Raw genomic sequence first — 24405 nt, forward strand, 5'->3', positions numbered from 1 at the left:
AATTTTTGCAAAGCGGTGTAGGCATCAGCGCGCCAGAGTTGGCCCCGAGCAGCGAACTCAGTTCGCGAATAGCTGCATCGAGGTTGACCGGGAGCTGACCGTGTCGAGGTGCTGGTTGGTGGAGCCGAACAGGACGCTGATTGCGCAAATGAGACACCAGATGGAGATCGCTGCGATGACCGCAGTCCCGCCAAGGATGGGGACCCAGTGGATAGGTGGTGGGGTTCGCCGGCGCGCGTGCAGGGATGGCGGTATGCGGCGGGCGGAGCCCGGTTCGGGGAGTGGATCTAAGACGGTGGTGATGGGCAGCGTCGGCCCGAGAATGAGGTCGTCGTCAACCTCGACAGCTTGGGGTGTCAGTGGCCACCAGTCGCTGGATCCTTCCACGGCTAGCCAGCCTTCGAGGACCCCGCAGACGGCTGCGGTGAGCAGGGTTGCGGGCAGTTGTGTTAGAAGCCAGGGGATGATCAGCTCGCCCCAGAGACTAGGGGAGGGGTTATAGAACGGCAAGGGCAGCGCTGCGAGCGCGGCGCCCCAGAGCAGTGCCGGTATCGGGTAAGCGCGGAGCCGCTCGGGGATGAGCGTGACGATTAGTCCGTAGGCGAGTTTGCCGGCCAACCAGCCCAGCGGCGCGATGGCCGCACAGGTTAGCACCAGTGCGACTTCAAATGATCCGCTGGCTGAGGTGGCGGAGCGCATCGGTAGTGGCAGGGCGACGACGTCGTCGTGTGGGTCGGGTCGGGCACCAACATGGCTGCGTGTGCGAGCGCGAATCTTTTTGGCGAGCAGCTCGGCGCGACGCTTTTGGAAGACAAATATCCCAGCGTGTGCGGCTATCCATGCTCGGCGTTGGTCGTCGAAAATGTCAGCGGGCATGCTCGGCCGGGTCCCGGCTTGTCAGGAGTTCGGTGAGCAGCTGACGGGCGTCGGCCAAGATTGAGTGGCATTGCTCGACGAGGCCTTCGACGGCGTGCAAAACGGTGTGTACGTGGGTGTCTTGGGGCGGTGGTGTGGCTGGGACCCCGCCGTCAAGGATCGCCCTTGACGACCCGTGGGCCCACCCGAGCGCCTCATCGAGTCGGGCCAGCGTGGCCAGCGACATGGTGCGTGAGCCGTTACTGGATTTGTGCAGTGTCGAGCGGTTGGGTCCGCCGCGGCGGGCCAGTTCGACACGGGACATGTGCAGGACCGCCAGCCGTTCAGAGACGAAGTAGTCGAGTCGCGCTGGCCCATCATTAGGTGCAATCACGCCCACAAAACTACCTAAACGCAACCATTATCGTCTAACCATGTGGACAACCTTGCCTATTACCGCTTACGGTTGCGTGCATAGGCGCCCACCCGATTTAGCGGCGCCGAGACGACGAAGGGACACCGCGATGAAGGGGCTTGTGGCGACGGCCGCAGTGCTGATGACAGTCATCGCCGCGATCGTGTTGGCGATCGTCGAACTGCTCATCAAACTCGCTCCGTTGCTGGTCGCGGCGGCGTGCTTGTGGGGAGCGGCCAAGCTAATAGGCGCACACCGCGCCCGAGGGGCGGCCGACGAGGAGCGTCTTAAGCAGGACTGGAGCCGGACCGCTCCCCAAGGCCCACCGCAGGCGGCGCCATCCACACCGCTGCCGCCGGTAATTGCTCATCGCGAACGCATGTATGTGGTGCGCGGTGAGGACACCGGCTTGGCCTCTGACCGCGACGACGGCTATGTCAAGGTTTCGGCGACGGCATTGCCGCGTGTGCAGCGTTTGCCGGCCACCTACCATCACCGGCGCAAATTCACGCCGCGCCGGGCTAGCGGGCACCGTTCGGGGCGGCGGCGGCCGTGAGCTCGGTTTCTGATCAGCAATGGCTGCGTCAGATTGGGGTGAATCTCGACGCCGATGCAGAACACGACCAAGACACCCTCGACAGCGGCGCGGCCGGGGAGTCAGCCGACGAGCATCCCGATGATGATGGCGCGATCAGCGACAACGACGCCGCACCCTTCGGCGAGGATCAAAGTGCCGACGCCTTTGCGGGTGCGTTCGTTTCCGACGGCGACGACCACACCGACTCGGCAGAAAACGAAAGCCCCGGTGCCGACGCTGATTTAGATCACGAGGCGGAGCGGCGTACGCGCCGATTTACGCCGTGGGTACTCGGCGCGTTCGCTGGCGTCGTGTTGTTGGCAACGGTGATAACCACGCTGGGCGTCACACTCTCAGGTCCCGACAACCCTTCGCCGAGTCTGCGCCAGCACGCAGTCAAATCGGGCCCCGCACCGACAATGGCGGCAGCACCAGCGCCGACTCCTGCTGATGGCGGCGATCACCCACTGCCGTTTACCGCCTCAGCCGACTGCCCGGCGGGCGCCTCAACTTCGGCGAAATCGATTGCCGATCCCGACAAGCCATCGCCGTGGATCTGCGTGCGGCATACGGATGGACAACCGCTCTATATCACGCTCGGGCCCGCCGGAATCGAACGCGCTTACGTGATCACGGCGGTCAGTATCGTGCCGGGGGATACTGCTGCGGCCCAGGGGTCCGGCGGTGACCCATGGCTACAGCATCGGGTGGTCACGTTGCTGCAGTGGCAGTTCAATGACACTGCGCACACGGTCGTCGACCAGGACACCGGCAATGCTCACGGCGAAGCGGTCAAACTGATTCCCGGGATCAGCGCCTCAAAAATCACTGTGATCATTCGGCACACCAGCCGTCCGGTCGCAGCCCCCCAGCCCAGCGTGTCGGCCCCAGACGGCGGACCGTTCGGCGGAATCCTGGGTGGGCCCACCCCGGCCACCGGCCCGGAACCGACCAACGGGCCTGACCCGACCGGCTTTGGGTCGGGACACGACACCGATCCCAGTGATGGAACCTTCGCGGTGTCGAGCATCAAAGTCATTGGGCACCAGGCGACATGAGGACGATGTGGTGAGAATCAGCAACGTATGGAAGAAGCGCATCACGGTGCTGGGCCACAGCGCCGGCCGGGTCGCTCTTGTGATTCTTGTGGCCAGTTCGTCCATCAACGGTATCGCCCTGCTGTGGGGGTTTGTCTTTCCCCCTGAACCAGCACCAGTGGCGGCGGTGGCCCGCGACGTGATCAACGAGACCGATCCCGTGAAGGCTTTCGCCGTGAATTGCGTGAAAGGGCTACTTGTCGGAACCACCTCGGGTGCTTCGAATTTGACACGCTGCTTTCCCGGGGGACAAAAGTACGAGTTGCCCACGACATCGTCGATGACGGTGTCGAACCCGGCGGCGTGGGCATCTAAGCGCAAGACCTCTTCCAACGACATCGTGCTCTATAGCGTGAAGGTTCAAATCGACGAACTGCCCTACCCGTCGGCGCCGCCGACGACGGCTTTCTACCAGCTGCCGGTGGCGGTATACCGGGATATGGGCATTCAGGCTCTTGATCGGATCAGCAGAGTCGATATGCCGCCTCCGGGAGCCTATGTGCCGCTGGGCTATTCAGCACCAATCGCTGCCAACAGCCCACTTTTTACGATGCTGTCTGGGTTTGCGACGTCGTTTTTAACCACCTCGGGTGGACTGGAACGGTTTATCACCACCGACTCGGGCATCACAGCCGTAGGGTCGTACTCCTCGGCCACAGTGACTGCTGCTCAGGCCGACAACACTCCACCCGATGCTCCCTCCGATAACAACGAATTAGCCACGCACATCGATGTTTCGGCGCGCCGATCCGATTACACCCTCGTATCGCTGTCTTATTCCCTGACGCTGCGTTCGGTGGGCGGCACCTGGTTTGTTGCCCAGATCGACGCGATCCCGCTGTTGGCTGACGCGACACCGACACCGGTGCCCACCACGGCGGTAGCACCGCACTGACCATCACTCACGTTGAGAGAAAGAGGGATTGATCATGATTAGACAGCTAACATTACAGACGTTGGCTACCCACACGACAAATGTGGCTGCCGGGGCCGGCGTGATCAACATGAGCCACGAAGTGCTTTACATCATCGTCGCAGTCGGCGGCACATACTTCCTGGGCAGCGGCATCGTGCGCGGTATGAGAGACCATTGGAAGCGCGGCACCGGTGCCGGATTGTCGGCAATCGCCGGCGGGGTGGCTCTTGCAGTTGTCGTAGCCCACATCGTCGGGCTGTATCAGCGCGGTAACCAGGAATTTGAGCACCTGCCCGGCAGCGTTGGCCACTCCAATACCCGCGGATGGTGACCACCGGCCCAGTTGCCCCACCACGGCCCGTCGACAAGGCCGAAGCGTGGTCGGGCATCCGCGACATCGACATCCAGATCGGGGAAGCCGCTCCCGGGCAGGAATGGCCCGGCGGGCCCTACCGCGGGGTGGAATGGGTGGCCATTGCCGCGATCGCGGGTCCCACGCTGCTATGGGTCGACAGCCAGCCCGCCGGAACCACGCTTCCGGTCCTCGCCGGCGGGGTGGTGCTCTGTGTGGTGACCGTTGGGCTGATGCGGCTACTTTTGCCCAAGGGACGTCCATCTCTTTCAGCACGTCTCGTTTTTGCCCGCAACACTATTCGGCCACCTCACCTGATCACCTCGCAGCCTCGTGCCGCTGAGAGGAAGCTGCGTGTTGACTCCAGTTTTGACCCTCCTGAACGTGTCGAGGACAATCTGGTCTTCACCGGCGGAGGCGTCTATGCCGAATTCTTGATCGATGGTTTGTCGGTCAATATGCGCTCGCTTGACGTCCACCGGCGAGCCGCCAGGCTGACGCGGAACTTGGGGCGCTACCTGCCCTCAGGCTCGCAAGTGCGCGGGTTGCTGGTCGCCGAGGACCAAAACGCCATCATGCGGGCAATGGTGGGTCCGCACACCAACAAGTCGACATGGATTGGGCAGTGCAAGCACTGGGTCCCAACTATCGCCCAAGCGAACAAGTGGATCACCAAGGGATATCGCGGTCCCGTGCGCCCACGGTTTTGGCTAACGGTGCCAGTCGATGCTGGCACCGCGGGACGCACACCGCTCGGACAGGGCAGGCGGGCTTGGGACTGGGTCAGCGGGCGTGACAAAGACTCAAGCACATCGATTCAGCACTACGCCAGTGTTGCCCGCCAGATCTGTGGTGCCCTACCTGATGAGTTTCACGTTCGCGCGGCTAGTCCAGCGCAAATCCATTGGTATCGGCGACATCGCGCCATGCTCGGCGTCATCCATGAGCCGATGCCAGCGGCCAGCACGGGGCCGTCCTCACTGAGCGCTCACGATTTCCCTACCATCGCTTTCGATGAAGGCGACAACGCCGGGCGGCCATGGTGGCGACCCAGTTTCAAAGCCTTGGTTCGCGTCTATGATCCCCACGAGCCCACCTGCAGATCGAGCTACCAGTCGTTTTTGACCGTCGAGCACTTCCCGGAGACAGGCCTGGCCTTTCCACGCGCTTCGTATCTGAATGCGCTGCTCAACGTGAACACCCAGGCCAGTATTGAGTGGACCCAACATATTTACATTCGCACACCCCAGGATGCGCAAGCCCGCAATTTCCGCTACACCAAAAACATCAAAGACCAGATGCGTCAGCGTGGTCACCGCGGAGCTGAAAACGACGAATTGCCAAGGAAGCTAGCGCGCACGCGGGCCTACACATCGCATCTGAACGGCAATCCCGCCGAACGCGAGCTTGACCACACGGTGATGATTGCGGTCGGTGCCGACTCACCGCGGGTCTTGGAGGATGCGGTCAAACAGGTCCGCCAGGAGCTTGACACAGTCGGCATCGCTGTCAAACGCCACCGTGGCGCCCAGGCGTTGCTGTGGAAGGCATTCAATACCGGAAGTGAAAACACCTGCCCGCTCGATGAATTTCGCAATCCCACCAGCGCACATAAGTGGTCGCTGTTCTTGCCGCTGATTTCGGGCCGCGTGGGCAACGTCAAGGGCAGTGCGCTGGCCATCGACCAGACCACGATGCGACCGGCGATCATCCTTCACGATCCCGAGGGAACTGCGCGCCGAAACAAGAACACCGGGCTGGCCGTCGTCGGCGATCCCGGCGGCGGGAAGTCCAACCGCACCAAACTCTCGGCGTATGAACTGATCCTGCGTGGCGGACGCGTTGTGGTGTTCGAGCCAGACACAATCGCTGAATGGAAGCAGGCCCTCACACCCATCGAGGGTGTACGGTTCATCGACCCGACAACGCCGCAGTACTTGTATGACCCGCTGGTGATCTTCCCAGCGCACCTGGCAGGGCGCATCGCGGCCTCGCACATCCTGCCCTGGATTGGGCTGTCTTATGACAGCCTGCTTGCCAAGCGTTACCGACGTTTGGTGCGACCGGAAACCCGGGCCAGGCAAGGGATTACGAGCCACCGCACACTGCTGGACTATCTGCGTTCACAGCCGGACGCCGACAACGACGAGTTGCTGCTGCGCTTAGAAACAGCCCAGGAGGATTTTCCCGGGCTTTTCGATGACCACTTGCCGCCCTACCGGCCAGAAGACTCCCCGGCCACGGTCTACCTGACCGGCAACCTGGGCTTGCCCAGCACCGAGGATCTCACCAACGCCGATCTCTACGCGAAACTGTCGGGGACCCAGCGCGCCGGAATGGCTATCTATGGCCTGCTCATTGAGCTAGAGCAGCGATACATGTTCGACCGCCTCGACGTATTCGACGTCATGATCTTCGAGGAGTGCGCCGAACTGCTTGCCTTTCCCACCACGGCACGCATTGCGCACAAATTCACTCGGCGGGGCCGTAAGCACGCGAGTGGAATCTGGTTCATCACACAGGATTTCAGGGACCTTGCCCGCATGGGGGATGAGTTTGTCACACAAAAATGGATCTTTCGTGTTCAAGACCCTGAACTGGCCTACGCGACACTGAAGTGGGCGCGCATCGACCCAGAAATGTATCCAGAGCTTGTCAGCGCACTAAGCGAGGACACCAGTCCTGGCTCCACCGCTGATGAAGACGTGTTCTCTGATCGCGGGGAATGGGGCGGCTACGCCACCGAGGCCGGGGCGGTCGATCGTGCCCGACTCGGCGAGGGATTCTTAGTCGACGAACTTGGACGTCCCGCACGCGTTCAATTTTTCGGCGCGCCAACCGAAGAGCAGGCACGCGCATTCGATAGCACCGCATCGGTGATCGCATGACTGCCAGCGATTCCCTCGCAGTCTGGCTAGTTGAGCACCCACGGTTGCGCCGCGTGATCGGCGCGATGACAGGTGTCTACGTGCTGTGTCTGTGGGCGGTGGTGGCCGCACCTAAAGCCTCGGCGGCGGTGGGTGCCGCTGCTCTGGGGTGGACGGGACTGCATGACTTGGACAACGTGCCGATCGCTGACTACTTCCTCTCGATGGTCGATACCACCGAAGCCACCTTCAACAACGGCCAACACGTCAGCGCGTTCGATCCCGAATCGTGGGGGTCGTGGATCGTCAAAGCCACCCAAACCGCGATCGCGCATACCACCGCAGCCTGGTGGCTGACCAATGAAGCTGCTCTTGTCGTATTCGCTATCGGGATTGCGCTGTGGCTTCTGCGATTTGCAATGTCGAGCTCGTGGCTCTTGGCCCTCGTTCAAATCGGGCGCCCCGTTTTCGCTACAGTGAACATGCTCGTCAACCAGATGTGGCTGGGGCCATTGGCGGTCGCGGTTTGTGTGGTGTTGGCGGGGTATCACCAACAGCGAGGGCGGCCGGCCCAGGCCCGCAATCTGCTAGGCACCGCCGCGGTGCTAGCTGCATTGGTGTGGACGGTCTTTCGTGACCCCATTGACGATCTAGTCAGCGATCACGGCCTGCTGGGCATGGGTCGAGCGACAGGCTTTCAGATCGCCCAGGACGCCCGCCAGAGTTCGTACGCTCCGGGCCAGTCATTGGATACCCAGCTCGACGCCCTGCTGGCGCAGCTGGTGTCTTCGACGGCGCGACCAGCTCTACAGTTACAGAACTTCGGCATGGTCGTTGATGATGTGGGCACCTGCCGCCAGGCCTGGTCCCAGGCCATCTTGGCCGCGCATAGCCAAGGTCCTGGACCGGCGCACGCGATGGCCGGATGCGGTGCTCCCCAAGCCTTGGCGCACGCTCAACAATTGGGGGCCAACGACTTTGTGCTGGGGCTGGTGTTCTTGTTCGCCGCGTTTTGGATCGGCCTGTTCATCTGGTACGTCGGGGTGAGCACGTTGCTGGTCGGTGCCAAAGCCACCTACTACTGCATCGTGGTGGTTCCCGCGGCGATGGTCGGCATGAGCGGTTGGCAGCGCGGCAAGAAATACGCGGTGCGCTGCGTCTCGCAGGTGTTGTTGCATGGCGTCGAGATGATGATCTTCACTGTCTTTTTGGCGTTGAGTGCGGTCGGGATGGGGTGGGCGCTCACCACGCCGCAACTGGGGCATGGCGCCACCGCGGTCCCGCGCCTGTTGTTGGTGAGCCTGGGTTCGGTCGTAGGCATCTTCTTGTTCCATTACATCGACAAGCATTTCTACACAGACAGTTTGGGCACGATCGCCCACCACATCACTGGGGCGTGGTGCTCCACAAGCGGCGCTGTGCGCGATGAGTACAACGATTACGCCGAGGCGGGACGCAAAGCGCGCGGGCTGTTTCGACGGGTCGCGCGACGCGGCGATAGCGATGGCGCCGGCGACGATGACGGTTCTAACGGCGACGCCGACACCTCAACGCCGGGGTTCGATGCGGTCAAACCTCGGCCCAGCCGGATGCGCGGTGAGGAGGAGACCACGGCGACCCGGACGACCGGGGCCACCACCACCCGGATGGCAGCAGAAAAGGCCGGGGCGAGCGAGGCCGCGGCGACCGCAGGTGGACATGCCGCGGCTGCGGCAGCAGAGGGGGCCGGCGCCACAGCGGCAGAAGGCGCCGCCGCGGCCGCCGCGCCAGAGGTGGTGATTCCCGCCGTCATCACCGAAAAGACCGTCCAGCACATCCGCGGACACCACCACCGCAACGGCTCAGACCCCGGGTCCCAACAAGGCGTCCCGGACAGCGACACCAGCCCGCACCTGGCGGCGTCCAATGCCCTCAGCAACGGCCAGCCAGGGGAACCAGATCAAGGCGAGGTGGCGCCGATGGCCGGCTCAGATGGGCTGCCATCGCTACCGAGCCATCCGCGCCGCCCGGCCCAGGGCGTGGGTCGCCACCAGGCGCCCCCGTCGGCAACCCCTGATGAGGACCCCGGCCTGCCGCTAGATACATCATCTGAGCAGCAGCGATCGTTCGAGCTGTCTGAGTCGCCCGTAGAATTTCCGTCACCACCTCGACCACGAGCAAGGGACTATCACCAGTGAGTGCCCGTGACTATTTCGACATCGGGATTAGCCGCCTGGGCTTCGGTGGGCCCGTGGCCGATCACGCGGGAGCGCGCGAAGCCTTCACGCAGGCCACCGACATGGATCCCGGCATGTGCGACGCGTGGATGGGGTTGGCGGTTGCTGGCGACGTCAGCCTTAACACCATGCGCGGCGCATATGATGCGCTATCGACTTTGCATCGCGAAACGCGTCGGATTGGCCTGGCAGATTCTGCGCTAGCGCCAACCGTGTCTACGCCATTCCTCATTGACCTTTACCCGCACACTCCGACCGGGATCACCATCGCCTACGCGGCGACACTTGTTAGCCAAGGCGACTACGACCAGGCCGAAAAGATCCTCGACGGGGTTGACCTCACCGTCGAGCCCGCGCAAGCGCAGATACACCGGTTCATCGGGGCCACAATGTTTTTCCTGACGCGCCGCTGGCCAGACTTGTTGACGTGGACCTCGCAGGCCTCGTCGAGCAGCGGTGGAATCGTGGAGGCCGCCACACGGCTGCTCAAAGGAATCGCCCAAACCGGGCTGGGACAGTTCGAGGCGGCGCTGGCCACATTGACATCCGTCGTGACGCAGGCCGACCAGGCCAAGCTCGACCAGAGCGGCATCGATACCTCGCACCTGCTGGCCGAGGCGGCCGTATATCGCGGCTTGTGCCACCGCGCGTTGGGGGACGAGGCCGCCGCCCGCAAAGAGTTCAGCGCAGCCAGCGTAGACGGTCAACTGCGCCCGGACGCCGCCGCCGCGCTCGATGACCCCGGCTACGGCGTCACCGTCACGACCCCAGACGTGATTGCCGCCCGGTCCAATCGGTGGGACCCGGACTCTGGACCGAGCGTGGCCGACCTGCGCAGAGCCCGGCAACGCAAGGAAGCCGTACGTGTGCTGGAGCGCGCCGAACGCGAACTCGACGAATTCATTGGGCTCCGCCGCGTCAAAGAGCATGTCAAGGAACTCAAGTTCGTCAAGGTCTACGACCAGAAGATGGCCGAGCGCGGCGTCCAGATCGGTGAGCGCGACACCTTGCACATGACTCTGGTCGGCCCGCCGGGGACCGCGAAAACCTCGATAGCACGGCTGATTTGCGAGATGTATTTCGGCCTGGGCATCCTCGAATCGCCAGAATTCATCGAAGTCTCCCGCAAGGATCTTGTCGACGAGCACATCGGTGGCACCGAGAAGAAAACATCAGCGATCTTGCAAGCTGCCAAAGGCTGTGCACTGTTCATCGACGAGGCACCCGAACTCTACAAACCGGATAATGAGCGCGATTTCGGCCACATCGCCGTTGACGTCATCATGAAGTGGGCAGAAGACCATCGCCACGACACAATGATCGCCATGGCTGGCTACGCCAGCCCAATGAACCGGCTTTTGAGCGCTAACCCGGGACTGCGGTCACGGTTCCCGTTCCAGCTCGAATTCACCTCCTGCGACACCGACGACCTGGTACGGATCGCTGAGCTGTTCGCAGCGCGGTTCCATGTGGCCATCGAACCCTCCGCTCTTTCGCGCTTCAGCAGCAACGCTGAGTGGCTATGCAACACGCCAAGTACACGCCCCGGTGAACCACACATGCTCATCGATGTCGCCGCCAACGGCCGGTTCGCCCGAACCGTCATTGAACAAGCCCTGCGCAAAGCCAAAGCCCGCATCGCAGCGGACCCGACGGTGGACTTGCTCACCGCCGACCTGAGCAGCATTAGCACAATCACGCTGGCAGACATGGACGCTGCCCTCACCGACGTCCTGGCGGCCTTTGAGCTCGTCACGCCCTAAGCCCATCGTGGGCGCTGAAATGCGGATCGTTGTAGGCCACACTGATGCTGGGGATGCTGTCCAGGTGGACGTGGGTCAGCATGGCCTCGTGGTGGTCGCCGGCCGTGAGCTCGTCGGTGCGACGTTCATCGACTACCTCGCACTTGGCTGCATCCGCTATCACACCTGGCGATCTAGATGTCTGGGTAGTCCGGTCGGGCCTGCCCGAGCCGGGCGCGGCAGCCGCAGCCTTCGAAGAACTGCAGCAACAACTGCCCACCTCGGACCTTCAGATCGTCTACGACGATATGAGTCGCGACCGTGACCGCTTCGACGCTCTCACAATGCTTTCCGCGCTGCCGAGAGTCGCGACTGCGATGGGACCTGTGGTCGACGAGCCCGACATCACGGACTACCGCCTTGGCACGCCAGAACCATCGGAGGTCTGTAAGGCTGTCCCCGACGATTAGAGAGGTGGACGGGATCCTGAGTGCGACTCTGGATGTCAGCTGCTTGGCGGGGTTGTTCGCCCGAGCTCTTCTTCAAGGGCAGACAGCTGTTGTCGGGCGGTGTTGATGAACGTTCGAGCGCAATCGCTGCAGTAGTGGGCAGTGTCACGGTCGACCTTGACGATAAGTATCGGGTCGCCCTTATTGAGCACGTGGTTTTTGTCTGACCGACACGGGTGCCGTCGTCCTGCCGTGCCAATCGACAGCGTTCGCAGCAGTGAGCGGGGCTTACCCATGTCGCAGTTCCTCCTCGACCGCAGCAACGATCTGAGGCAACCGCGCGATGAGGTAGTCGCAGTCGTCCGCGGTGTAATCCTTCCTATTGGTGGCACCGCTGGGAACCATTGTCTTGATCCGCCTGTCGATGGCCGATTTCACGGTGACGAAGTTCTCCCGGGTGCGGTCCAGCTCGCGGCCAACGCGATTGAGGCTGTGTTTGGCCAGAAACTTGCCAGCCTCGTTCTTCACCAAATCGTCGAGCAGGGTCTTTTTGGATCGACGTGTCTGTTGTTTGGTGGGCTGGACGCGTTGTAGCTGATCGAATTTGACTCCGGTGTCGATACCCTTTTCCTTGAGCACGGTCAGGGCCTGCGCAACATCTGGGTCGGCGCTGAGGGCGATCAGGGTCAGGTTTTCGAGTTGGATGTCGGCCTGGCCAGTGATCACCGGCAGCGGAGCGTTCTGGCCACCTCCAGGTGGGGGTTCGCGAGTGGGCAGGGGTTCAACAACGGTCTCGTCGATGAGCTGCGCGAAGAACTCTTGGTCTGCTTCGGCGAACTCCTGGAAGTCGTTCCAGACCCCGGTGATGTTGCCGCCGACGTGAAAAACGACGACGCCATCGTTGACGGCATCGAAGGGGTCAACATCTGGAATCACCCGCATGATGCGCCCCACGAACTGCATGAAAGGGCTGAGGTTGTTGAAGATGCTGAAGACAGCGGCGACGCTGAGATACGGGTGGTCGTATCCTTCACCGAGTTTGCGCACCTGTACGATCACGTCGAGTTCGTGGTTCTCCAACCGCTGGTAAACTCGCTCGTTCGCTTTGCTCTTGCCTTCGATCAGGCTGTGAACGAAGTCGGCGCGGAGCCCCAGTTCGCGGAACTTGGCGACGACCTGTTTGCAGTGCTCCATGTTCAACGCCGCCGCAATGATCTTAAGCCTGGCCTCGCCGGTCTTTTCCCGCAGCTCGAACAATTTCTGGCGGGAGGCCTCGGCGATGGTGGTGAGGGTGGCGTCTGAGCTCACGACGCTGCGCCGGAAGCCTGCGTCGCGCTCGCCGAGGCGGCGGACCTCTTCCAAGGACACCTCGACTTCGGTGTTGTCGTCAGGGCGCCGGACGTAGTGCAGCGTGGTCGGGTTGAGGCGGTAGCCGTTGATGCGCTTGACGTATCCCTTCTCCACCGCGCGAGAGATGGGGTAGCTGTAGATGATTTCACCGGCCATGATTCGCCCGTCGGCACGACCGGGGGTGGCGCTCACGTTCACGATGCGTGCGTCCGGGAAGTGCCGCCGCAGAGTGTCCCAGCTCTCGGCCACGTTGTGATGGCCTTCGTCGAACATGATCAGATCGAAGAAGTCGGCAGGAAGCTTTGCAAGCCAGGTGTTTTCGGCTCGCTGGAGCTGATGAATATTCGTCACCACGATGTCAGCCACTTCGAGATCGGTGACGTTGGTCGACGTGCCTCGGATTTCTGCGGGCTCTGGGAACGGCGCGGAGTCCAACACTTTGCGCTTAAGGTAGAAGAACTTCGGGTCGCTAGGTGTCAGATCCTTCAGCAGCTGGTCGGCGATCTTGAGGTTCGGTGCGACCAGCAGTGCGCGGTGAGACTGTGCGGCGAACGGCGTGAGAGCCAGGAGGCCTGACTTCCCGCAGCCCACCGGCAGCACGACGGAGACTTCGCGGCCCTCGGGAGCGTCGAAGTCGTGCCCGGTGAGCGTTTCGTATGCCTCGATCTGCGGCTCGCGCAAGGACGCATTGCCCGTCACGGTGGGTCGCAGGGTGACGTACTGGTCGATTTTCATAAAGCTACCCCTTTTGTGGAAAACGTTGTCGGCAAGGCGATCTGGTTCAGGATGCGGAACTCTTCGGAGGCCGCAGCTTCTCGACGCCGCTACGGATCGCGGGGGGCAGCGTGCGGATCGCGAAATCGCTGATCGACCACTCGACGTCATCGGCGTCGGCCGCCCGCAACGCTTCCACTGCTGCCGAGGCCATCTCGTCAGACTTGACCTCCTGCAGGATCTTGACCAGGACGTCACGCACGTGCCACCGGTTGTGGCGGGGCCCCAGCGACGCGAGCGCGCCCACGCTCATCCGCATCACGCTGGAGTCCTTCGTCTCGGCCACGACAATGCGGGTGAAGTCAGCCAGCACGTCGCAGTACTCGAACGAGAAGTTCCCATGCCTCAGAAAGTCGGTGAACCGCTGGTAGACGCGCTGGAACGCGCCCCGCTGTTCGCTCCAGAGGAATTTGACGGACCCTCGAGTGCACCAGGGCAGCACTCGGGTCAGCACGTGCATGTCGTCGTGGCTGGACTCATCCAACGCGGCTGCCCACTCGATCATCTCGATCAAGTCCGCGTCGGCGACCGACGGACTGCGCATGCGGTCCTGCAGGCGCTCCGCTGCCTCTTCCTTCGACTCGTTGGCCACGTATTCCTCGTGTGCATCAACAGCACGCTCGAGTGCATTCATGAAGTGCTCGATCGACTGGTAACGGCGATCAGGCGAGTTGGCGATCGCGGTCTCGATGACAGGTCGCAGCGGGCCGGGCTCCACCTCGTTGTTCACTGGGAAGTCCTGAGTCACGAGCTCCTGCAGGATCTTGCCCAGACCGTAGATGTCGGAACGGTGGTCGGCGCTTCGGGCCCGTTGCCACTGCTCCGGTGCTGTGTAGACCCACGTGCCCAACCCTTGTCGCAGCGTTGAGGTCAGCGGGTCGGTGTGCCGCTCGGCCTCAACGGCAAGCCCGAAATCCGATACCGCCCAATCGCCGTTGCTCAGCCGCAAAACGTTGGCCGGCTTGAGATCTCGGTGATAGATGCCCCGATCATGGACGTAACCGAGCCCCGTGCAGATCTGACGCATGATGTCGACGATCAATCGCGCTTGGCCGCCCACCGTGTCGACGTAGTCGGTCAGGCTGCCCTGCGCCAACGGCATCGCATACCAGATGTTGTCGTCGTCGGTCTCGCCGTGGGCAAGCACCGAAATAACGTTGGGGTGGTGCAGGTCTTCGAGGAGCCGAAGCTCACGCCGAAACCTCTTGATGGCTTCGGGGTCAACCGCGACGGTGTCCTTCAGCACTTTGACGGCGACCAGTTCGCTGGTCTTGCGGTCGGTGGCACGGAAGACGTCGGCGAAGCCGCCACCACCGATCCGAGCGTGTTCCAGCAGGAATCGCCCACCCAGCGTGCGGGTCTTCTCGTCCGACTTCGGCCTGCCGGCCTTGGTCTGACGGAGGCCTGAGCTGTTCCATCCAGCGACAACATCGAGGTCCCAGATAGGGCCCTGCGCAATCTCCCCCACCGCGTCGGGGAAGTCGTTTCGCTGCCGCAGTGTCGCGATGCGCTGAGTGCTCACGCCGAGCTCCTCGGCCACCTCCGATATTCCGCCAAGACGCACGGTTGCCTCCAGAAATAGTTGTTCTCAAATCAAGTATAACACCGAATTGGTTGTGGTTGGCTCAACTATTTATCGCGTCGTCGCCGAGCGGCGACAAAACCGGTTGCCCACGTCCGCGCGTCGTAGCACGGTGGGGACGACGACGAGTCGGTAATTTGGCTGCGAGAGACCCCGAACGGAACGGATCCCTGTTCTAAGCAGATCACTCAGTCATCGGTGATGCCGATTTCTGGAGATTGTTGCTTGGCGTGGGGGCCGCGTTCGCGAAGCCAGGTGGCCTCAAGGTGTCGCTGGTAGGCGGCGTGGATGGTGGCGTGGAGCTGGGCGGCGCGTGCGAGGCTGTCGCGCAGTCGCTCGTCGAGTATGGCTGGGTGCAGGCGCCCTGCCTGGGTGAGCGCGGGGTCGAGGTCGGGCGGGGTCCCGCGGTTGATGACAGCCGACGTTGGGGGCGCGCCGATGGTTGTCGTCCAGGGTAATTCGGTGGCGACGAGTCGCAGGAGCCGCTGGGCAGGCTTGGGTGGCCACGTTTGGCCGGTCGTGTCGAGCAGGACAAGGCCGGACTGGTTGGCCGCGGCGTGTTCGGCGAGGTCGGCGATTATTGCAGGGTCGGCGCTGGCGGCGTCGTCGATGATGATGAGACTGCCGGGGGGTAACGGCGACTGCGACTTTTTGTTGGTGATGGTGGCGTGGGTTTCGGTGATGGTGGCAGCGGTGTCGGCGAGCTCGTTGGTCACGGCGTCCTCGGCTTGTTCGCGAGTAGGGCTGCACCACAGGATCTTTCGTTCGGAGGCTGCAGCCGCGCTGTGCAGGGTGTGCAGGGCGGCGCGGCGCTCGGGCGAGGGTTGGGCGTGCACGACCGTGACGGCGAAGGGCAGCCTTGCGGTGCTGGTGATGGCGGCGGCTATGGCGGGGGAGAGGTCGGCGGCGGCACTGTTGGCAAGGCTGAGGGGGCGGTGCGGTTGGAAGCGGCTGGCGGCTTCGAGCACGCGTAGCTCGATGGCCAGTTGGCCGAGTTGGGCGGTGATGTGCTCGGCCGAACGGGTTTCGGCGGCCGCGAACGCGGCGGCGGCAGCCAGTTCTGCGCGGTCAAGGTCACGGCGCAGCTGGCTGGAGCGCCGGCGGGCGGCCAGCACGGCGCGATCGTCTTCGGATCGTGCTTCGGCGATGACGTTGTCGACGTCGTCACCGCTGATGACGCGGTCCGCGCCGCCGGCGGCCTTTGCACGCGCCGCGAGTGCTTCGCGAAGCGCAGCCTGATAGCGCTCGGCGGGCGCAGTGTCGGGGAGTGCCATGAGTCGCAGTTGGACATCGAGTTTGGCCGAGGCGATGTCAAGTGGGTCGACGTCAGGTTGAGCCTGCAGCTCGTCGAGCTGGTTGCGCGCCCAGTCGACATGGCTTAGCGCTGTCTCGTATTCGGCTTCGGCGTCGGCCCATTCGGCGGTCACGTCGTGAACGGCGATCAAGTAGGGGCGGTCGGCGTCGGCGCGCTGGCGCAGTTCGCGGATGCGCGGGGTGGCTTGGCGCATTGCCGGTCCGTCACCAATTGCGGCGCGGGCATGCAGGGCCTGATGGTCGGCCAGCGCCTGCTGGTATTGGGTCCGCAAGCTGGTGAGGTCAAGCAGAGCGGCCGGCAGTGGCGGGGGTGCCACGCGGTGGCGGGGGAGGTCGTCGAAGTCCAGGCCGGCGAGTTCGTCGGCGGTCTCAAGCGGGGTGTTGGTCGGGTCGGGCTCAACGAGTTCGGGGTGCCACGGTTGCGTAGACAGGTCGGTGGCAGGCATGTCAATCCTGGTTGCGTGGGGGTCGGGGGGAAGTTGTTCTTCTTCCTCGGGGTGCAGTGGGGGTTGTTCGGGTAGCGGGTGGTCGGCGTGGTCGTGGTGGCCGCCGATCAGGTCGACGGTGTAGGTGATGGTGCGGGCGTATTGGTAGGCGGGGATGGTGTGGTCGGGGTCGACGTCGGCCAGGTGCTCGGCGGCGACGTGAAGAAGGTCGGCGGGGGTCCAGCGGGTGGGGTCGGCGGCATTGACAGCTGAGACGAGGCCGGGCCAGGCGGGATCGGCGACGATGGATTGCGCGGTTGCTGACCCAAAGACGTTGTGCAAGTCAGCGATCCAGGCAGGGCGCAGGCCGGTGTGGGGGGCATCGACGGTGGCCGCGGGCGTGAGTTCGGCGGCAAGACGCCACCACAGCGCGGCGGCGGGCAGCTCGTCGGGGAGCGGACGTTGGATGGCGGCCGCGCGAACGAGGCCGGGCAGGTCGGGCCGGCTGGTGGCGGCTTGGGCGAGGTGGGCGGCCAGTTGGGGCCAGTACCCGTCGGCGCGGATGCGCGGATCGATGGAGTCGATCAGCTGCTCAAAGCGGCGAGCATGCGGGCTTTGGGTGCGCACCACCGCTTGAGCCCGGTTTTCGAGGAGTTTTTGGATGGTGCGGGCGCGCACGGCGTATTGGGGTGGGCCGAGCAGGGTGGTGTCTTCGGCAACCACGTTGTGGGCGGCGCGGAAGACCGCGATTTCGGCGGCGAGTTGGGGGTTGGCGGCCAGCACGGGTTTGGCCCAGGCCGGCGCGGTCGCCGGTGTCCATTGGTGGGTGACGGTTTCACGGATCTGGTCTGCCAGCTCGGCAACCAGCACGGCGCGACCGGTCAGGCAGTTCTCCCATGCGGGGTCGTTGGCCAGCAAAGTGGGAGTGGCGGGCAGCCAGCGCAGCGGCCCGATACCGGCAGAGTGTCCGCCGGTGGGGTCGATGCGCCAGTCGAGCACCGCGGCGGGATCGTGGGCACTGAAAAGCTCGCCTACGCTGGCGGCCTCGGTCAGTGTGGCGAACGGGTCGCGCCCGTCGGCGCCGATGATCGCCAAGTGTTTGCAGAGCACTGGCCATGCTTCGGCGCGGGTCAACCCTGGATAGAGCTGATCGGCGGTGATGTGCAGTTGGGCCAGCAGGGCCGGGGAAGCCAGGGCCTGGGCGGCGTCGCCCAAGGCGTTGTAGTACATCGCCGCGGCCGGGCCCAACCGCACGAAGGGGTCGCGGGCTTCGCGTGCGGCACTGGTGGCCGAGACTTGTGCGCCGTCGCGTGACAGCGTTTTGGTCAGGACATCGACGGCCGTTTCGGGGTGAGTTGCTTTGGGCGACAACACCCGGTGCGGGTCGGATTCCGCGGTGGATAGATAGATGTGGTTTTCGATGCGGCCGCGAGTTAATGCCACGTAGAGCAGTTGGCGAGTGAGACTCCCGGCACCGACGATGTGGCAGGCGTGTCCGGCGGTGAGTCCTTGTGCGGAGTCAATGGTTGCCGCATAGCCGAGGGTGACGTGCTTTATGACGTAGTGGGCGGGGAGGCGCACTGTTTGGCCGCTGCCGAGGTGGCGGGCTTTGATGCTGCCGTTTCGGTGGATTTCCAGGATTTGGAAGCGGTAGCCGTTGCGCACGTAATCGGTGGGGCTCAAGCGCAGCCGGCGGGCATTGCGGCGGGTGCGAATAAGGTCGCCGGGAGAGGCGGCAAGCCGATCAGAAAGGGTGATTTCGTGGCCGCGCCGTGTTGCCGGGTCAGCCGCGGCGAGGCGATCGAGTCGGGCTCGGGCGTTGAGGGTATCGACGATGGCGTTGGTGGGTGCTAACAGGAGGGAATCGCGGCCCGCGTCGAGGTCGGCGGCCCACGCGGTGTAGGCCATGTCGGCGGCGGTCTGATCGGCACCGACGTGCACACGCTGGTGGTCGATGTAAAACCCGAGTCCAGAGGGGTCTCCTCTGCGGATCGCCAGGGTCGCTGCGCTTTCGGCGGTGGAGCCAAAGCGAACCAACTGAGACAGCGTCAGTGAATCGGTCTTGTGGGCGATGTTGCGCAGCACGCCACCGGCTGAGATCGACGCGAGTTGGCAGTCATCACCGACCAGCCGGATGCTGGCGCCACGGGCTAAGGCGTGGGTGATCACCGCATCAAGTTCGAGCGTTCCGGCTTTGCCGGCCTCGTCGATGATGATGAGCGTGTCGCGTCCGACGTTGGTGAACCATGGCGGTGGGGCAGAGCGACTCGACCCGCTGGCCGGGTCGGCCGACCAGACGTATTTGGCGATGGTGTCGGTCGGGGCCGACAGATCCTCGCCCAGTTCGATGGCTGCCGCCGCGGTGGGGGCTAAGCCGACGATGGTCGCGCCCGAGGAGCGCCACGCATGCGACAGCGCGGCCATCGCCGTGGTCTTCCCGGTACCGGCCGGGGCCAGCGCCAACGCCACTCGGCGCCCGCTGCTTGCCATTTCCCGGACCAGTGCGACCTGGCCCTCGTTGAGTTGCTTATCGCGTGCGGCCGAGTCTGCCAGCGCCAGCTCGATATCGATGTCCTCGACCGTGCGCCCGCCGCGTCGGAGGGCGGCAGCAACGATGCGTCGCTCAGCGGCCAGCAGCTCCTGAGAGGTGTAGGTAGCGCTGCCGTGGCGGCTATGCACGCTGGTTCCATCGCGGCGACGCAGCTGCGCAGGTTCTCCCATTTCACCGTCGTCGATATCGATGTGCTGAACCGACAGCGGCTCGGCCAAAGCAGTCTCGGTGATCTTGTCGGCCAGCGTCTCGTCGGCGGCGTGCCCGCTGCCACGAACGAGGCGCTGCGCCTCGGCGAACACGTGGTGGCGTTGCCAGGTCGCGCGGGACCGGGCAACCGTGGCGATGACTTGGGCAGCGCGCGCGGTGATCCAGTCGTCATCGACAGCATCGATTTGGGGCGCCGGCGCGGACAAGACGGTGCCCAGCATCGCGGTCAGCTCCCGCACAGCGCCGAGCACCTCGATCGCTTGGCCGCGCCACATGTGGCGCTGCTCGGCGAATGATCGGGGTTCGTGTTTGGCTTCGCGGGTCTCTAGGGTCGCTTGTTGAGCCAACGCGATGGTTTCCACGTGGGTCGGCTCGCGGCCGTGGGCGGCTTGAAACTGCTTGGCCAGATCGGCGGTGCGGGCTTCGATGGCCAGCCGCCGCGACGACCACGCGGCCATCAGCTCGACTGAGATTCCCACGATTTCACGCACCGGCCTCTTGCCGCGGCCCTCGCCGACCACATCAGCGAACCGCAGCTGCAGTCGCTGTCCAAGGTGGGCTTCCAGGCGCGTGTTGTACAGCTCGGAGGCGGCCACGGTGAACTGGTGCACAGGCTGCCCGTCAAGCGCCAGCCAACGCAACACACCGTCAGGGCCCACCGTGGCGACCTTGTTGGAGATCGCGACATGGGTGTGCAGATCAGGATCGCCAGCGCGTGAATCGCGGTGGGTGAACGCCGCCCCGAGCAGCCCGGTGGTGTCGACCTGGGCGACACCACCCTTACCTGAACGGGTAAATGCGGCGTGAGTTTCTAGCCACGCCAGCGCATCACCGACCGCTACGTCGTGACATTCCTCTACCACTGTTGCGACGGCGCGCGGTGCGATCGCCCACAGCGTCGACACTGACTTCACGGGCGAAAACGTCAAGTCGTAGCCGGCGACCGCGGTCGTGCGCGCGCGAGTTTCCCGCGCGATAAACCCACTGAGTTCGCGATCGTCGGCGGGCGCGCGCTTGTACTGCTCAGCGAACATTCGGCGCGCGACAACGGTGCGGATCGCGGCGCGCGTGGGCGCGGCGATGGGCGCGTTCCAGTGCAGGCCGGCTTCTTCGTTGTGATCGCGGTAGGCCACTGCCAGGGCGCGCACAAAGGTGGTTTCGCTGTCGCGGATATGGAACTTGCGGCCCAGTTTGGCGGCTTCGGCGGCCGCGAGGCCGCGCACGCCGCATTCGGCGACATACTTGGTGATCGCATCGGCGTTGGGGTGCAAGCCTTCCCCGAACAGGGCCTTCATTTGGGCCTCGGTGACCGGCGAATCAACCGGTACGGCCCAAACTTTCGCGAGGTCTTCGGGGGGCACCGGACGTGCCCTTGTCGAGGACAGCGATGCCAGACCCGATCCCACCCATCGGCCCGGAGATTCGCCTTTGGTCGAGTAGTAGTCGATCAGCGGGGCCCGGCCGCGCGCGGTGGTGTCGACAGCAGCGACTTGCCGGATCAGGTACTGGTAACCGTCTCCGGCGGTGAGCTTGTGGCTAGTCATCGTCACTGCAGTGCAATCCCTTTCGAGGCGCACGTTAGAGACGACACCGCAGATCTGTCCTACACAGATCAGGCGGTTCTTAGGAAACTGTGACCTTAATGCAAGAGGTGTGTGGTGTCTGGGGTGGTTCAGAACGGTTGATGCCGGTGGTCATTGGTGTGTGGTGCATGAGGGTGGGATCGGCTTATGTTGTGGGACTGGGGGATCGGGAAACATTGGTGGTGGACAAATGTGGACGCACTGATGTTGGTCAGTGTGGTAGAGCGGGACAGCCGGTTCGTCGTATGGTGCGGCGATGGGAACGATCAACTCGAAATCAGCGGCGCGTAGGCGGGTTCGCGAGGCGCAGCTTAGAGCGAACGAGGCACGCGTGGAGTGCGAGCGGCAAAACGTCGATGACGCGGCGTCGTTACTCGTTGAGCTGGGTCGCCTGGCGGCCGTGGAGGAGTGGGAGGCAACTCGCATCCTCGAGATTCGGGCAGAGGCAGAGCGGCGTCGGCACACGCACCGCCAGGCCGGCGGCATCGCGGTGGCTCGAATGCAGGGTCGCGGCGAATCACTCGCGGCGATAGCGGAATTGGCTGGGGTCAAAGTCGGTAGCGTTCGGATGATGTTAAAGGCGGCGAGCGCGCACACTGGCGCGGCGGTGCAAGCACTAGGTGAGGGCAACGGCGCGGCGGCCCCTGGCGCGGCGCCGTTGGCACTAGGTGCGAACGGCGTTACTGCGCATGACGATGGCGCGGCGGCGCAAGCACTAGGTGCGAATGGCGCTGCGGCGCATGACGAAGGTGTCGGTGGCCGGGTTTAGCGTGGGCGCGTGCGTGTTCATCTGGGGATGCCGCTGTGGGTCGATCCTGTTGTGCACGCCGACGAATGCCGGCGCTTTGACTCCGACGTGGTGCAAGGACCCGGCGCTGACGACTGCGATTTTTTCACGGGGGCTATCGGTAAAGACGGATATGGCCGGTTCTTCATTTACCGTGGGGGTAAAGGGATTTGCGTGCGGCCGCACCGGTACGCGCTGGCGCGTCGACTCAGTGTGCTCCTTCAGCCAGACGAGTTGGGCCTGCACGAGTGCGATAGCCCGCTGTGCGTGAAAGTCTGTGCGGCCGAGGCGACATTCCAGCATGTGGTAATCGGCACTCAGAGTGAAAATATGCGACGAATGGCCCGGATGCGGCGCGGAGGAGGCCGCAGGTCGATTCCCAGTGATGGGTTATGGGCTCGGCGGGAGCGCTCGGTCGCGTTGCACACGGTGTTGCGGGAACGCGGCTGGGATCGGGCCGCAGTGGAGGCGGCGCGCCTCGGTGATATGCCGATGTTGTGGTGAGGGTGTAAGCACTGTTGGTGATTTAGCCGGCGAGTACTGCCGGTCGTGCTGCGCTGCTGTGGGAACGGGGTGGATGCGATCCAGCCGATAGACGGCGGTATGCATCGCCCAGTAGACGGCGACGATGTTGGCCCCGGGTATCACGCTGGCTAAGACGGGCCCGCACGTCGGCCGGATTGCTTCACCGTATGCGGCTGCGGCGCACTGCTCGGGGCTGGGAAGAACCCTGGCCGGGGCGCTGTGGGCGGTGTGAGGCGACGCTTGGCGCCAACAGGGTGCTTGTCGGACTAGTTCAGTGCACTTGCGGGTCGATGCACCGTACTCACTTCTGCCGCAGGACGAGCGGAATTGCATCTGCTGCAACATAATTGCTCGGTTGAGAGCGAGTATAGCGCCCAGTAAAGCGCGTCCCGCGGACATCGGATCACACCTCAGAAAGGGTGCTGTCTCGACACTTACGTCTGGCGCATCATTGTCGCATCTAGTACAACAGGATGGTGGGCGTCGAGTTGCCGGGGTCAGCAGCGCTGTCGCTGGTGTCGAAAGTGCTTCCGTTGGATCCAGAAGCCACGGTCTTCACCGCGATGCTGTCTGGCTGGGCTGATCAGCAGCGAGCCCGGGTGTGCAAGCCACCGACGGTGCAGGCGCGGGCGAGCGTGGTGCGCCGTTTCGCCGAGTTCACCGGGACGTATCCCTGGCAGTGGCAAGCAGATGACGCGGATGCGTTTTTCTCCCAACTGCTTTCCGGTGCGGAGCCAAAAGCTGACTCGACGGTACGGGGATACCAAAACGCATTGCGGTTGTTCGGCGACTTCGTTACTGACACGCGATATGGATGGGCGTCTTTGTGCGCTGAGCGGTTCGGGCAGGCCCCGGCACAGATCCTGCATGACTGGAACACCGTGCGTCACGTCAACGAGTTTGAGGGGCGGCCGGGACGGCGCCCGCTGAGCTATGACGAGGTTCAAGAGCTCTTCGATGCCGCCGATGGCTTGGTAGATCAGGCGCGACTTCGCCACCGCAAGGGAGCGTTGTCAGCGTTGCGGGACTCGACGCTGCTGAAGACCGTCTACGCGTATGGGCTGCTCTCCGGGGCTCAACCAGATGCAGCGGCGTGATTCTCTGAGTTTGTGCAGTTCAGAAGCTGATGTTGGGATGCTATCTGCTGCAACAGGTGTGGTGCAAGTCGACTCGCGGTTTCAGCGGGGCCGGCCTGGCGCGTTGAGTCGGGCCATGAGTTCGCGGTTGGTAGCGCGGGCGGCGGCGAGGTCTTCGTCGCGTTCGTCGAGTTGTTGTTGTTGGTCGAGGACCTGCTGTTCGAGATGGGTGATCCGTTGGTGGAGTGCATCGATGTCGGTTGGGGCGTCGAGCCCGGACTCGCGCCATGTTTGTTCGCCGAGTGCTTGGGAGAGCCGCTGCTCGAGTTGGCGGATGCGGGCGTTGAGCCGGGCGGCGCGTTCGTGGGCGGCGAGCAGGTCGGCCTGCAGTGAGGCTTGGGTGACCGTGGGGCCGGTGTGTTCGTCGGGGACTGGATCTGTTTGCAGCGCATGGATTTTCTCGAGTAGGTCGCGGTACCGATAGAGGAATGTGCGGTCGACTCCGGCCGCACGAGCGATCGCGGCCGCGCTGAGCCGGTCGCCGGCGGCTGCGGCTTGGTCGATCGCGGCCAGCACGCGCCGGCGTCGGCGCATCGAGTCGCCGCGACGGCCGTCGAGCATCGATCGGGTGCGTGTGCTCGACGAGACAGATTGTGCGCGTGTGTGATTCGACGTGGTGTCGGTGGTTGTGGTCATGCGGTGGCCTCCGAAGCGGGGGTTGCTGGTGCGGGTGGGGTGGCGG

The 24405-nt window shown here is 63.9% G+C and carries 17 protein-coding genes; 10 read left to right on the top strand and 7 right to left on the bottom strand.

The window, feature by feature from the left end:
• Nucleotides 1-57: 57 nt before the first annotated feature.
• On the bottom strand, nucleotides 58-876 hold the full coding sequence (locus FPZ47_RS09395; RefSeq protein ID WP_007172163.1) for a hypothetical protein: 819 nt from the start codon (nucleotides 874-876) through the stop codon (nucleotides 58-60).
• A complete protein-coding gene (locus tag FPZ47_RS09400; RefSeq protein ID WP_073877511.1) occupies nucleotides 866-1249 on the bottom strand; it encodes a helix-turn-helix domain-containing protein in 384 nt (127 codons plus the stop codon). Before FPZ47_RS09400 ends, FPZ47_RS09395 begins: the two co-directional genes overlap by 11 nt.
• A gap of 40 nt (nucleotides 1250-1289) precedes the next feature.
• On the opposite strand from FPZ47_RS09400, the gene FPZ47_RS09405 reads away from it, so the two are divergent.
• The 7 genes from FPZ47_RS09405 (at nucleotide 1290) to FPZ47_RS09435 (ending at nucleotide 11058) form a co-directional block, all read left to right on the top strand.
• Complete coding sequence (locus tag FPZ47_RS09405; RefSeq protein ID WP_144947711.1) at nucleotides 1290-1826, top strand: hypothetical protein; 537 nt, start codon at nucleotides 1290-1292, stop codon at nucleotides 1824-1826.
• On the top strand, nucleotides 1823-2905 hold the full coding sequence (locus FPZ47_RS09410) for a hypothetical protein (protein WP_046182038.1): 1083 nt from the start codon (nucleotides 1823-1825) through the stop codon (nucleotides 2903-2905). Before FPZ47_RS09405 ends, FPZ47_RS09410 begins: the two co-directional genes overlap by 4 nt.
• Before the next feature lie 10 nt (nucleotides 2906-2915).
• Nucleotides 2916-3839, top strand: a complete 924-nt coding sequence (locus tag FPZ47_RS09415) for a conjugal transfer protein (protein WP_073877513.1) — start codon at nucleotides 2916-2918, stop codon at nucleotides 3837-3839.
• A 61-nt stretch (nucleotides 3840-3900) separates the two neighbouring features.
• On the top strand, nucleotides 3901-4191 hold the full coding sequence (locus tag FPZ47_RS09420) for a hypothetical protein (RefSeq protein ID WP_225325409.1): 291 nt from the start codon (nucleotides 3901-3903) through the stop codon (nucleotides 4189-4191).
• The gene (locus FPZ47_RS09425; protein ID WP_225325408.1) at nucleotides 4185-7100 is read left to right on the top strand and encodes an ATP-binding protein; all 2916 of its coding nucleotides are present in this window, start codon (nucleotides 4185-4187) and stop codon (nucleotides 7098-7100) included. The genes FPZ47_RS09420 and FPZ47_RS09425 overlap by 7 nt, the downstream gene beginning before the upstream one ends.
• A gap of 53 nt (nucleotides 7101-7153) precedes the next feature.
• A complete protein-coding gene (locus FPZ47_RS09430; protein ID WP_047323961.1) occupies nucleotides 7154-9256 on the top strand; it encodes a hypothetical protein in 2103 nt (700 codons plus the stop codon).
• Nucleotides 9253-11058: an AAA family ATPase gene (locus FPZ47_RS09435; protein ID WP_007172172.1), complete on the top strand. Its 1806-nt coding sequence runs from the start codon at nucleotides 9253-9255 to the stop codon at nucleotides 11056-11058. Before FPZ47_RS09430 ends, FPZ47_RS09435 begins: the two co-directional genes overlap by 4 nt.
• Here the strand turns inward: FPZ47_RS09435 and FPZ47_RS28330 are convergent.
• The 4 genes from FPZ47_RS28330 to mobF form a co-directional block, all read right to left on the bottom strand.
• The gene (locus tag FPZ47_RS28330; RefSeq protein ID WP_154074410.1) at nucleotides 11048-11221 is read right to left on the bottom strand and encodes a hypothetical protein; all 174 of its coding nucleotides are present in this window, start codon (nucleotides 11219-11221) and stop codon (nucleotides 11048-11050) included. The genes FPZ47_RS09435 and FPZ47_RS28330 overlap by 11 nt on opposite strands.
• Nucleotides 11222-11774: 553 nt before the next feature.
• A complete protein-coding gene (locus FPZ47_RS09440) occupies nucleotides 11775-13571 on the bottom strand; it encodes a DEAD/DEAH box helicase (RefSeq protein ID WP_007172175.1) in 1797 nt (598 codons plus the stop codon).
• Nucleotides 13572-13617: 46 nt separating this feature from the next.
• Nucleotides 13618-15132, bottom strand: a complete 1515-nt coding sequence (locus FPZ47_RS09445; protein ID WP_197083339.1) for a serine/threonine-protein kinase — start codon at nucleotides 15130-15132, stop codon at nucleotides 13618-13620.
• Nucleotides 15133-15380: 248 nt separating this feature from the next.
• A complete protein-coding gene (gene mobF, locus FPZ47_RS09450; RefSeq protein ID WP_046182041.1) occupies nucleotides 15381-21236 on the bottom strand; it encodes a MobF family relaxase in 5856 nt (1951 codons plus the stop codon).
• Nucleotides 21237-21531: 295 nt separating this feature from the next.
• On the opposite strand from mobF, the gene FPZ47_RS09455 reads away from it, so the two are divergent.
• The 3 genes from FPZ47_RS09455 to FPZ47_RS09465 all read left to right on the top strand — a co-directional run bounded on the left by FPZ47_RS09455 (nucleotide 21532) and on the right by FPZ47_RS09465 (nucleotide 23684).
• Complete coding sequence (locus FPZ47_RS09455; RefSeq protein ID WP_007172179.1) at nucleotides 21532-22044, top strand: hypothetical protein; 513 nt, start codon at nucleotides 21532-21534, stop codon at nucleotides 22042-22044.
• 9 nt (nucleotides 22045-22053) lie between these two features.
• Nucleotides 22054-22566: a hypothetical protein gene (locus FPZ47_RS09460; protein ID WP_225325864.1), complete on the top strand. Its 513-nt coding sequence runs from the start codon at nucleotides 22054-22056 to the stop codon at nucleotides 22564-22566.
• A 497-nt stretch (nucleotides 22567-23063) separates the two neighbouring features.
• Nucleotides 23064-23684, top strand: a complete 621-nt coding sequence (locus FPZ47_RS09465) for a hypothetical protein (protein WP_225325865.1) — start codon at nucleotides 23064-23066, stop codon at nucleotides 23682-23684.
• A gap of 81 nt (nucleotides 23685-23765) precedes the next feature.
• On the opposite strand, the gene FPZ47_RS09470 is transcribed toward FPZ47_RS09465, so the two are convergent.
• A partial coding sequence (locus FPZ47_RS09470) for a hypothetical protein (RefSeq protein ID WP_246859839.1) occupies nucleotides 23766-24405 on the bottom strand: 640 nt, incomplete at its 5' end.

The sequence above is a fragment of the Mycobacterium helveticum genome (assembly GCF_007714205.1).
Lineage (GTDB): Bacteria > Actinomycetota > Actinomycetes > Mycobacteriales > Mycobacteriaceae > Mycobacterium > Mycobacterium helveticum.

Coding starts and splice junctions, on each gene's coding strand:
- mobF (WP_046182041.1), bottom strand. CDS start 21,236: ATGACTAGCCACAAGCTCACCGCCGGAGACGGTTACCAGTACCTGATC.
- FPZ47_RS09405 (WP_144947711.1), top strand. CDS start 1,290: ATGTGGACAACCTTGCCTATTACCGCTTACGGTTGCGTGCATAGGCGC.
- FPZ47_RS09425 (WP_225325408.1), top strand. CDS start 4,185: ATGGTGACCACCGGCCCAGTTGCCCCACCACGGCCCGTCGACAAGGCC.
- FPZ47_RS09455 (WP_007172179.1), top strand. CDS start 21,532: ATGGGAACGATCAACTCGAAATCAGCGGCGCGTAGGCGGGTTCGCGAG.
- FPZ47_RS09440 (WP_007172175.1), bottom strand. CDS start 13,571: ATGAAAATCGACCAGTACGTCACCCTGCGACCCACCGTGACGGGCAAT.
- FPZ47_RS09395 (WP_007172163.1), bottom strand. CDS start 876: ATGCCCGCTGACATTTTCGACGACCAACGCCGAGCATGGATAGCCGCA.